The organism is Ornithinimicrobium sp., from assembly GCF_035267225.1.
Taxonomy (GTDB): domain Bacteria; phylum Actinomycetota; class Actinomycetes; order Actinomycetales; family Dermatophilaceae; genus Ornithinicoccus.
The window spans coordinates 1-9,931 of record NZ_DATFMA010000075.1; the positions used below are offsets into that span (position 1 = coordinate 1).

A 9,931-nucleotide genomic window follows, 5' to 3' on the forward strand; every position below is an offset into this window, starting at 1 on the left:
GGCGTCGATGAGTACACAGCACACCGAGCACGAGCAGGCGCAGGACGACCTGACGCTGGCCCGTGCACAGGCACGCTTCGTGCGGGTCTCCCCGATGAAGGTCCGCCGCGTGGTGGACCTGGTGCGCGGCAAGAGCGTGGCGGAAGCGACCGCGACTCTGCAGTTCGCCCCGCAGTCGGCCAGCGAGCCGGTGCTGAAGGTGCTGCAGTCGGCCGTCGCCAACGCGCGGCACCGGGCCGATGCCACCGCGCAGGCCTTCGACGAGCGCGCCCTGGTCATCCGCTCGATCTTCGTCGACGAGGGACCGACCATGAAGCGTTTCCGGCCCCGCGCGCAGGGTCGGGCCAGCCAGATTCTCAAGCGCTCGAGCCACATCACCGTGGTCGTGGGCGAACCCGCCAACCGCAACCACGGAGGTGCTCGCTGATGGGTCAGAAGATCAACCCGAACGGCTACCGCCTCGGCATCACGACCGACCACCGCAGTCGGTGGTTCGCCGACTCGACCAAGGCCGGTCAGCGCTACCGTGACTACGTCCAGGAGGACGTGGCGATCCGCAGGCTGATGTCGACCGGCATGGACCGGGCCGGCATCGCCAAGGTGGAGATCGAGCGCACACGCGACCGCGTCCGGGTCGACATCCACACCGCGCGTCCGGGCATCGTCATCGGACGCCGCGGCGCCGAGGCCGACCGCATCCGCGGAGAGCTGGAGAAGCTCACCGGCAAGCAGGTCCAGCTGAACATTCTCGAGGTGAAGAACCCCGAGGTCGAGGCTCAGCTCGTGGCTCAGGGAATCGCCGAGCAGCTGGCGGCCCGCGTGACGTTCCGGCGTGCGATGCGCAAGGGCATGCAGTCCGCCCTGCGGGCCGGGGCCAAAGGCATCCGGATCCAGTGCTCGGGTCGGCTCGGCGGGGCGGAGATGTCCCGCTCGGAGTTCTACCGTGAGGGCCGCGTCCCGCTGCACACCCTGCGTGCCAACATCGACTACGGCTTCTACGAGGCCAAGACGACGTTCGGCCGGATCGGCGTCAAGGTCTGGGTCTACAAGGGCGACCTGACCGCCAAGGAGCTGGCTCGTGAAGAGGCCTCCGCCGCGCCGTCGCGCGGGGGCGGGCGAGGCCGCAGGGACGGGGACCGTCCCGGTGGGCGACCCGCGCGACGCGGCGACCGTCCCGCGCGCGGGAGCGCTCCGGAGCCGGCCGAAAGCAGTGCCGCGGAGTCGGCGGCCGTCGGAGCCGAGGCCCCCGCCGCGACGCCGACCAGCAGCGAAGGAGGTCAGTCCTGATGTTGATTCCCCGCAGGGTGCGCTACCGCAAGCAGCACCGTCCGACGCGATCCGGCGTGGCCAAGGGCGGCACCGCGATCACCTTCGGTGACTACGGCATCCAGGCGCTGGAGCCGGCCTACGTCACCAACCGGCAGATCGAGTCGGCGCGTATCGCGATGACTCGCTACATCAAGCGTGGCGGAAAGGTGTGGATCAACATCTACCCCGACCGCCCGCTGACCAAGAAGCCCGCCGAGACCCGGATGGGCTCGGGCAAGGGCTCGCCGGAGTGGTGGGTGGCCAACGTCAAGCCGGGGCGCATCGTCTTCGAGCTCTCCGGAGTCCCGGAGGAGGTCGCCCGCGAAGCAATGCGGCTGGCGATCCACAAGTTGCCGATGAAGTGCCGTTTCGTGGCGCGCGAGGGTGGTGAGTAGCAGATGGCGATCGGTTCGAAGGACCTCACTCCCCAGCAGCTGCGCGGCTTGGAGAACGACCCGCTGCGCGATGCGCTGACAGAGGCGAAGAAGGAGCTGTTCAACCTGCGGTTCCAGTCGGCCACGGGCCAGCTCGAGAGCCACGGACGCCTGCGCGCCGTGCGCCGCGACATCGCGCGGATCTACACCGAGATGCGCGAGCGGGAGCTCGGTATCGGTCAAGAGCCGCAGCCAGAGGCGACGGACGAGCAGGACGAGGCTGAGACGACCAAGGAAGAGGTGAGCCAGGCATGAGCGAGACGTCGACCGAGCAGACCGGGGCGCAGAGCGTCCCCGAGACCGACATCGACGCGGCGCAGGTCGTGCCCGAGGCCATTCACGACGCCTCGCGCAACTACCGCAAGGTGCGCCAGGGTTACGTGGTGTCCGACAAGATGGACAAGACCGTGGTCGTGTCCGTGGAGGACCGGGTCAAGCACCCGCTCTACGGCAAGGTGCTGCGGCGCACCTCCAAGGTGAAAGCCCACGACGAAGCCGGCGACGCCGGCGTCGGCGACCTGGTGCAGATCATGGAGACGCGTCCGTTGTCGGCGAGCAAGCGCTGGCGCCTGGTCCGCATCCTGGACCGCGCCAAGTAGGCGCCGTCCCCCTACCCGACATCCGTCAACGACGTTCGGCCAGGCTCATCCGGCAGTGCCGGGGGAGAACCAGCACGACGACAGGAGTACGACAGTGATCCAGCAGGAGTCGCGACTACGTGTCGCGGACAACACGGGCGCGAAGGAGATCCTCTGTGTCCGCGTTCTCGGTGGCTCGGGCCGCCGCTACGCGGGCATCGGAGACACCATCGTGGCCACGGTGAAGGACGCCATCCCCGGCGGCAACGTCAAGAAGGGGGAGGTCGTCAAGGCCGTCATCGTGCGCACCCGCAAGGAGCGTCGGCGCCCGGACGGTTCCTACATCCGCTTTGACGAGAACGCCGCCGTCATCCTCAAGAACGATGGCGACCCTCGTGGCACGCGCATCTTCGGCCCCGTCGGTCGCGAGCTGCGCGACAAGCGCTTCATGCGCATCGTGTCCCTGGCCCCGGAGGTGATCTGAGATGGCGAAGATGAAGATCAAGAAGAACGACCTGGTCCAGGTGATCTCGGGCCGCAAGGCCGAGAACGGTGGTGACCGTGGCAAGCAGGGCCGGGTGATCCAGGTCTTCCCCGAGACCGGCCGCGTGCTGGTCGAGGGGATCAACCGGGTGAGCAAGCACACCAAGGCCGGTGGCGAGCGCGGGGTCAACACCGGCGGCATCCAGGTCACCGAGGCCCCCATCCACATCAGCAACGTGGCGGTCGTGGACCCGGAGAGCAAGAAGCCGACCCGGGTAGGCGTCCGTGTCGAGAACGTCACCGAGGACGGTCGCACCACCACGCAGCGCGTGCGGTACGCCGTGCGCTCGGGGAAGGACCTGTGATGAGCACCACGACCGAGGCCGAGACCACGGCAGCCGTGCAGACGACCGACCTCACCGGAGCCGTGGGCGCGCCGCGCCTGCAGACGCGGTACCGCGAGGAGATCGTGCCTGCCCTGACCGAGCAGTTCGGCTACCGCAACCCCATGCAGGTCCCGGGGATCACCAAGATCACCGTGAACATGGGTGTGGGTGAGGCCGCTCGCGACAGCAAGCTGATCGAGGGTGCCATCCGCGACCTGGCCATCATCACCGGGCAGAAGCCCGCAGTGACGCGGGCACGCAAGTCCATCGCCCAGTTCAAGCTGCGCGAGGGGATGCCGATCGGTGCCCACGTGACGCTGCGCGGGGACCGGATGTGGGAGTTCGCCGACCGGCTGCTGTCGTTGGCGCTGCCCCGCATCCGCGACTTCCGCGGGCTCTCGCCTCGGCAGTTCGACGGCCGGGGCAACTACACCTTCGGTCTGACCGAGCAGTCGATGTTCCACGAGATCGACCAGGACAAGATCGACCGGGTGCGCGGGATGGACATCACCGTCGTCACCACCGCCACCACCGATGACGAGGGTCGCGCGCTGCTGCGCCGCCTCGGATTCCCGTTCAAGGAGAGCTGACCGTGGCCAAGACCGCGCTGATCCAGAAGGCGAACCGCAAGCCCAAGTTCGCCGTCCGTGCCTACACCCGCTGCCAGAAGTGTGGGCGTCCCCAGTCCGTCTACCGCAAGTTCGGCCTGTGCCGGATCTGCCTGCGGGACATGGCGCACGCGGGCGAGCTGCCCGGCGTGACCAAGTCCAGCTGGTAGCCGGACCGCACCGCACCAGAGCAACCACAGCAACCACATTGCGAACCACAGCAACCACGCCGCAGGTCGCCGCGCACCACACAGGCGAAACCCCGGTGAGAAAGGGCGAGCAGCCCCATGACCATGACTGACCCGATCGCGGACATGCTGACGCGTATCCGCAACGCCAACTCCGCACACAAGGACGACGTGCGGATGCCGTTCTCCAAGCTCAAGTCGCACATCGCAGAGATCCTGACGGCCGAGGGCTACATCGCCGGCTGGTCCGTCGAGGATGCCGAGGTCGGCAAGACCTTGGCCATCGACCTGAAGTACGGGCCGAACCGCGAGCGCTCGATCGCCGGGGTGCGCCGCGTCTCCAAGCCGGGGCTACGGGTGTACGCGAAGTCCACCCACCTGCCGCGCGTGCTCGGCGGTCTGGGCGTGGCGATCATCTCCACGTCGAGCGGGCTGCTGACCGACAAGCAGGCCGGAGCGAAAGGCGTAGGTGGGGAAGTCCTCGCCTACGTCTGGTAGGAGGAACACCATGTCACGTATCGGAAGACTGCCGATCAGCGTGCCCGACAACGTCGAGGTGGGCATCGACGGCCGGGACGTCACGGTCAAGGGCCCCAAAGGCGAGTTGGCCATGACCATCACCGAGCCCATCACGGCGACCGCGACCGGTGACGGCACGGTCGAGGTGACGCGGCCCGACGACGAGCGCGACTCGCGCTCCCTGCACGGGCTGACGCGGAGCCTGATCGCCAACATGGTGCAGGGCGTGTCCCAGGGCTACACGAAGAACCTCGAGATCTACGGCACCGGCTACCGCGTGCTGGCTCGGGGGTCGGACCTGGAGTTCGCGCTCGGCTACAGCCACCCGGTGCCGGTCACGGCCCCGGAAGGGATCACCTTCACCGTGACGAGCCCCACGCGCTTCTCGGTGTCGGGGATCGACAAGCAACAGGTCGGCGAGGTGGCCGCGAACATCCGCAAGCTACGCCGCCCCGACCCCTACAAGGGCAAGGGCGTGCGCTACGAAGGCGAGCGCATCCGCCGCAAGGTCGGAAAGGCTGGGAAGTAAGCCATGGCAATGATCGTCAAGAGAGCCCGGGGCAAGAGCGCCTCGCGCGCTCGTCGCCACACACGGCTGCGCAAGAAGATCGAGGGCACGCCCCAGCGTCCCCGCCTGGTGGTGAACCGCTCGTCGCGGCACGTCTTCGTGCAGGTGGTGGACGACACCGCCAGCCACACCGTGGCCAGCGCCTCCACCATGGAGCCTGACCTGCGGGCCAGCACCGAGGACAAGACGGCCAAGGCGAGCGCCGTGGGCACGCTCATCGCCGAGCGTGCTCGCGCGGCCGGAGTCGACGCGGTCGTGTTCGACCGCGGCGGCAACCGGTACGCCGGTCGGGTGGCCGCGGTCGCCGACGCCGCCCGGGAAGGCGGGTTGTCCCTGTGAGGACGCCGACGAAGAGTGACGACACCGAGCAGAAGAGGAACGTCTAGATGGCTGCAGAGCAGCAAGGCCAGAACGCGGCCACCGGCGGCAACGCCCGTGGCGGCGAGGGCAGCCGCGGTGGTGGCCGCGGAGGCAACCGTGACCAGCGCGACGGTGGACGTCGCGGGGGGCGCGACGACGACCGCAACCAGTACCTCGAGCGCGTCGTCACCATCAACCGCGTCTCCAAGGTGGTCAAGGGTGGCCGCCGGTTCAGCTTCACCGCGCTCGTCGTGGTGGGCGACGGCGACGGCACCGTCGGCGTGGGATACGGCAAGGCCAAGGAGGTGCCGGCCGCGATCTCCAAGGGAGTGGAAGAGGCGAAGAAGAACTTCTTCCGTGTGCCCCGGATCGCGGGCACCATCCCGCACCCGGTCCAGGGTGAGGCCGCTGCCGGGGTGGTCATGCTTCGCCCGGCCAGCCCCGGTACCGGAGTGATCGCCGGTGGCCCGGTGCGTGCAGTGCTGGAGTGCGCTGGGATCCACGACGTGCTGAGCAAGTCGCTGGGCTCCAACAACGCCATCAACATCGTTCATGCCGCGGTCCAGGCCCTGCGTGACCTCGAGCGGCCGGAGTCCGTGGCCTCGCGTCGCGGCAAGTCGCTGGAAGAGGTCGCTCCGGCCGCGATGCTGCGGGCACGCGCCGAGGCAGGTACATCATGACCCAGCTGAAGGTGACGCAGACCAGATCGAGCATCGGTGGCAAGCACATGCACCGGGAGACGTTGCGCTCCCTGGGGCTGGGCCGCATCGGTGACTCGGTGGTGAAGCAGGACCGTCCCGAGTTCCGCGGGATGGTACGCACGGTCGCCCATCTGGTGGCCGTGGAGGAGGTTGACTGACCATGAGTGAGAAGACGACACAGCCCGCCGACCAAGCGGGCGACGACGCCCACAGCGGGAGCGCGAGCCTGAAGGTGCACCACCTGCGTCCTGCTCCCGGCGCGAAGACGGCCAAGACCCGGGTGGGTCGTGGCGAGGGGAGCAAGGGCAAGTCGGCCGGCCGTGGCACCAAGGGCACCAAGGCCCGCTACCAGGTGCCCGAGGGCTTCGAAGGCGGACAGACCCCGATGCACATGCGCCTGCCCAAGCTGCGCGGGTTCACCAACCCGTTCAGTACGACCTATCAGGTGGTGAACGTGGGTCAGCTGGGCACGTTGTTCCCCGACGGTGGCCAGGTCGGCGAGCCCGACCTCGTGACCGCCGGCGCCGTGCGCAAGGGCCAGCCGGTCAAGGTGCTCGGGACCGGGGAGATCTCGGTCGCCGTCCACGTCACGGCGACGGCCTTCTCGGCCTCGGCCAAGGACAAGCTCGAAGCCGCCGGGGGATCCGCGACGACCCAGGCCTGACCCACGGGCGGGTGTTATCGTCGCCCGGTCCGACCTTGATCCCCCGGACTGGACCGAAGGAGCGGGATCACCGAGGAGGATCAAGTCGTGCTGTCCGCGTTCGTGCGGGCGTTCAAGACGCCCGATCTTCGCAAGAAGATCTTGTTCACCCTGGGCATCATGGCGTTGTTCCGGCTGGGATCGCACATCCCGGCCCCGGGGATCGACTACGAGCTGGTGCAGCAGTGCCAGGAAGCGGCCACGGCGAGCCAGAACTCGGTGCTGGGCTTCGCCAACCTCTTCAGCGGCGGGGCGTTGCTGCAGCTGTCGGTGTTCGCCCTGGGGATCATGCCGTACATCACCGCGGCCATCATCACCCAGCTGCTGACTGTGGTCATCCCTCGGTTCGAGGCCCTGAAGAAGGAGGGTCAGGCCGGGCAGACGAAGATGACGCAGTACACGCGTTACCTCACGGTGGGGCTGGCGGTGCTGCAGTCCTCGACGCTGGTCACCTTCGCCCGCAACCCGGAGAACCTGTTCGGTGGCGCTTGCGCGTCGGTGATGCCCGACGAGTCGTGGTACATCATCGTCGTCATGGTGCTGACCATGACGGCCGGCACCTGTCTGATCATGTGGCTGGGTGAGCTCATCACCGAGCGGGGCATCGGCAACGGCATGTCGCTGCTGATCTTCACCGCCATCGCGGCTGGCTTCCCCGGATCGCTGCTGGCGATCCAGCAGCAGTCGTGGGGCACCTTCGCCCTGGTGATGACCCTCGGCCTGGTGGTCATCACCCTGGTCGTCTTCGTCGAGCAGTGCCAGCGACGCATCCCGGTCCAGTACGCCAAGCGGATGATCGGTCGCCGCCAGTACGGCGGAACGTCGACCTACATCCCGCTCAAGCTCAACATGGCCAACGTCATCCCGATCATCTTCGCCAGCTCGATCCTCACGCTGCCGACGCTCATCGCAGGGTTCAACCGCAACGACGACGGAACCTCGCCCGGCTGGGCCGTGTGGGTGGAGAACAACCTCGGCATCGCGGCCAGCGGTTCCTCGTGGATCTACATGGTGCTGTACTCGGCGCTGATCATCTTCTTCACCTTCTTCTACGTCTCGGTGACCTTCAACCCGGTCGACGTCGCGGACAACATGAAGAAGTACGGGGGCTTCATCCCCGGAATTCGTGCGGGCCGGCCGACGGCGGAGTACCTTGAGTTCGTGATCTCGCGGATCACGACGGTCGGTGCCATCTATCTGGCCGCGCTGGCGTTGCTTCCGTTGATCGCGCTGGGCACGCTGAGCGTCTCGCAGGACTTCCCCTTCGGTGGGGCCTCGATCCTGATCGTGGTCGGTGTGGGTCTGCAGACGGTGAAGCAGATCGAGTCCCAGCTCCAGCAGCACGACTACGAAGGGTTCCTGCGCTAATGAGACTGATCATCCTGGGCGCCCCCGGCGCCGGGAAGGGCACGCAGGCCGAGCGGATCGCCGCACGTCGCCAGATCCCGGCCATCTCCACGGGCGACATCTTCCGCAAGAACATCGCGGAGGAGACCGAGCTGGGGCAGCGGGTGAAGTCGATTCTCTCCTCCGGTGGCTACGTCCCGGACGAGGTGACGATCGAGATCGTGCGCGACCGGCTCGCTGAGTCGGACACCGCCAACGGGTTCCTGCTCGACGGCTTCCCCCGCACCCCCGGCCAGGTGGAGGCCCTGGATGAGATGCTCAGCGACCAGGACACCTCGCTGGACGCGGTCCTGGAGCTCACGGTCGACACCGACGAGGTCGTCCAGCGGCTGCTGCAGCGGGCCCAGGACCAAGGACGCGAGGACGACACCGAAGAGGTCATCCGGGAGCGGATGAACATCTACGTCGAAGAGACGGCTCCTCTGTCGCGGATGTACCGCCACCGCGGTCTGTTGGTCGAGGTGGACGGGATGGGCGAGGTCGACGAGGTGACCGAGCGCGTCCAGACGGCGCTGGACAACCTCGAGGACGACGACGCCTGAGCCGAGCGGCCCGACCGGGCGGTGCCGTGAGCTGTTGAGGTCTTCGTGTTCGTGATGAGTCTGTTGCGCCGGCCCAAGATCGAGGCCAAGTCGCCGGCGCAGGTGCGGGCCATGCGCGAGGCGGGTCTCGTGGTGGCCCGGACGCTGCAGCTGGCGCGCGGCTGGGCCACGGCCGGGGCCACCACCGCTGAGATCGACCGTCGCGCCGAGCAGGCCATCCGCGCGGCCGGAGCCACCCCCTCATTCCTGGGTTACCACGGGTTTCGCGGCTCGTTGTGCATCAGCGTGAACAACGAGGTCGTGCACGGCGTGCCGGGCTCCCGCGTGCTCGTCGACGGTGACCTGGTCTCCATCGACTGCGGCGCCATCGTCGAGGGCTGGCACGGGGACGCTGCCCTCAGCCTCGTCGTCGGCGGCGAACACGGCCCAGCCGCTCGCGCCGAGGACGTCGCCGTGATGCAGGACACCGAGACGGCGATGTGGGCCGGCATCCGGGCCCTGTTCGCCGGGGGGCGTCTGCACGCGGTAGGCGCCGCGGTCGAGGGGTCCGTGCGTGCGTCCCGTGCCGAGCGTCACCGGGCGGGCCTGCCGGTGAGCTACGGGATCGTGGAGGAGTACGTGGGGCACGGCATCGGCACCTCGATGCACATGGACCCGCACGTGCCCAACTACGCCGTGAAAGGTAAGGGGCCCGTGGTCCCCATGGGAGCGACCTTGGCCATCGAGCCCATGGTGACCCTCGGGGGCATCGCGACCCGGACGCTGGACGATGAGTGGACGGTGGTCACCGTGGACGGCGCTCGCGCCGCCCACTGGGAGCACACGGTGGCGGTGACGGAGAAGGGGCTGTGGGTGCTGACCGCGCAGGACGGTGGGGCCGCGCAGCTCGGCGCAGCGTTCGCGCCGCTGGCGTGAGAGCCGCTCGTCGTGGCAGCGATTCGTCCGCTGCGCCTGCTCTGTCGTAGACTGATACGTCGGCCCTTCGGGGTCTCTTTTGTGTGCATACAGCAGCCTCACCAGCGAAGGACAGAACAAGCCTATGGCGAAGAAGGACGGCGTCATCGAGATCGAGGGCACCGTAGTGGAGTCCCTCCCGAACGCGAACTTCCGAGTCGAGCTGAGCAACGGACACATCGTGCTCGCCCA

Annotated in this window: 18 protein-coding genes and 1 pseudogene; all 19 read left to right on the top strand. The window is 68.1% G+C overall.

The window, feature by feature from the left end; all coding sequences use genetic code 11:
• Nucleotides 1-7: 7 nt before the first annotated feature.
• Nucleotides 8-427, top strand: coding sequence for a 50S ribosomal protein L22 (gene rplV / locus VJ976_RS07045; protein WP_324099431.1), 420 nt, complete (start codon nucleotides 8-10; stop codon nucleotides 425-427).
• Nucleotides 427-1,287: a 30S ribosomal protein S3 gene (rpsC, locus tag VJ976_RS07050; protein ID WP_324099414.1), complete on the top strand. Its 861-nt coding sequence runs from the start codon at nucleotides 427-429 to the stop codon at nucleotides 1,285-1,287. The genes rplV and rpsC overlap by 1 nt, the downstream gene beginning before the upstream one ends.
• Nucleotides 1,287-1,703, top strand: coding sequence for a 50S ribosomal protein L16 (gene rplP, locus VJ976_RS07055; protein ID WP_324099415.1), 417 nt, complete (start codon nucleotides 1,287-1,289; stop codon nucleotides 1,701-1,703). Before rpsC ends, rplP begins: the two co-directional genes overlap by 1 nt.
• Nucleotides 1,704-1,706: 3 nt before the next feature.
• On the top strand, nucleotides 1,707-1,997 hold the full coding sequence (rpmC, locus tag VJ976_RS07060) for a 50S ribosomal protein L29 (protein ID WP_324099416.1): 291 nt from the start codon (nucleotides 1,707-1,709) through the stop codon (nucleotides 1,995-1,997).
• The gene (gene rpsQ / locus VJ976_RS07065; RefSeq protein WP_324099417.1) at nucleotides 1,994-2,341 is read left to right on the top strand and encodes a 30S ribosomal protein S17; all 348 of its coding nucleotides are present in this window, start codon (nucleotides 1,994-1,996) and stop codon (nucleotides 2,339-2,341) included. The genes rpmC and rpsQ overlap by 4 nt, the downstream gene beginning before the upstream one ends.
• Nucleotides 2,342-2,435: 94 nt before the next feature.
• Nucleotides 2,436-2,804 carry a 50S ribosomal protein L14 gene (gene rplN, locus VJ976_RS07070; protein ID WP_324099418.1) on the top strand — a complete coding sequence of 123 codons (369 nt, stop codon included), beginning with the start codon at nucleotides 2,436-2,438 and terminating at the stop codon, nucleotides 2,802-2,804.
• 1 nt (nucleotide 2,805) lies between these two features.
• The gene (gene rplX, locus VJ976_RS07075; protein ID WP_324099419.1) at nucleotides 2,806-3,168 is read left to right on the top strand and encodes a 50S ribosomal protein L24; all 363 of its coding nucleotides are present in this window, start codon (nucleotides 2,806-2,808) and stop codon (nucleotides 3,166-3,168) included.
• Nucleotides 3,168-3,779, top strand: a complete 612-nt coding sequence (gene rplE / locus VJ976_RS07080; protein ID WP_324099420.1) for a 50S ribosomal protein L5 — start codon at nucleotides 3,168-3,170, stop codon at nucleotides 3,777-3,779. Before rplX ends, rplE begins: the two co-directional genes overlap by 1 nt.
• Before the next feature lie 2 nt (nucleotides 3,780-3,781).
• Nucleotides 3,782-3,967, top strand: coding sequence for a type Z 30S ribosomal protein S14 (locus VJ976_RS07085; protein WP_324099421.1), 186 nt, complete (start codon nucleotides 3,782-3,784; stop codon nucleotides 3,965-3,967).
• Between the two features lie 117 nt (nucleotides 3,968-4,084).
• Nucleotides 4,085-4,483 (top strand): 30S ribosomal protein S8, encoded by a 399-nt coding sequence (rpsH, locus tag VJ976_RS07090; protein WP_324099422.1) that lies wholly within the window; start codon nucleotides 4,085-4,087, stop codon nucleotides 4,481-4,483.
• Between the two features lie 10 nt (nucleotides 4,484-4,493).
• The gene (rplF, locus tag VJ976_RS07095) at nucleotides 4,494-5,033 is read left to right on the top strand and encodes a 50S ribosomal protein L6 (RefSeq protein WP_324099423.1); all 540 of its coding nucleotides are present in this window, start codon (nucleotides 4,494-4,496) and stop codon (nucleotides 5,031-5,033) included.
• A 3-nt stretch (nucleotides 5,034-5,036) separates the two neighbouring features.
• Entirely contained in the window at nucleotides 5,037-5,411 is a 375-nt protein-coding gene (rplR, locus tag VJ976_RS07100) for a 50S ribosomal protein L18 (protein WP_324099424.1), read from the top strand.
• 47 nt (nucleotides 5,412-5,458) lie between these two features.
• Nucleotides 5,459-6,112 (top strand): 30S ribosomal protein S5, encoded by a 654-nt coding sequence (gene rpsE, locus VJ976_RS07105; RefSeq protein WP_324099425.1) that lies wholly within the window; start codon nucleotides 5,459-5,461, stop codon nucleotides 6,110-6,112.
• Nucleotides 6,109-6,291 (top strand): 50S ribosomal protein L30, encoded by a 183-nt coding sequence (gene rpmD / locus VJ976_RS07110; protein ID WP_324099426.1) that lies wholly within the window; start codon nucleotides 6,109-6,111, stop codon nucleotides 6,289-6,291. The genes rpsE and rpmD overlap by 4 nt, the downstream gene beginning before the upstream one ends.
• Before the next feature lie 2 nt (nucleotides 6,292-6,293).
• Nucleotides 6,294-6,797 carry a 50S ribosomal protein L15 gene (gene rplO, locus VJ976_RS07115; RefSeq protein WP_324099427.1) on the top strand — a complete coding sequence of 168 codons (504 nt, stop codon included), beginning with the start codon at nucleotides 6,294-6,296 and terminating at the stop codon, nucleotides 6,795-6,797.
• A gap of 87 nt (nucleotides 6,798-6,884) precedes the next feature.
• On the top strand, nucleotides 6,885-8,204 hold the full coding sequence (gene secY / locus VJ976_RS07120) for a preprotein translocase subunit SecY (protein WP_324099428.1): 1,320 nt from the start codon (nucleotides 6,885-6,887) through the stop codon (nucleotides 8,202-8,204).
• Nucleotides 8,204-8,785 carry an adenylate kinase gene (locus VJ976_RS07125; protein ID WP_324099429.1) on the top strand — a complete coding sequence of 194 codons (582 nt, stop codon included), beginning with the start codon at nucleotides 8,204-8,206 and terminating at the stop codon, nucleotides 8,783-8,785. The genes secY and VJ976_RS07125 overlap by 1 nt, the downstream gene beginning before the upstream one ends.
• 54 nt (nucleotides 8,786-8,839) lie before the next feature.
• Nucleotides 8,840-9,700, top strand: a complete 861-nt coding sequence (gene map / locus VJ976_RS07130; protein WP_324099430.1) for a type I methionyl aminopeptidase — start codon at nucleotides 8,840-8,842, stop codon at nucleotides 9,698-9,700.
• Between the two features lie 124 nt (nucleotides 9,701-9,824).
• Nucleotides 9,825-9,931, top strand: a pseudogene (locus VJ976_RS07135) (translation initiation factor IF-1); the annotation flags it as partial.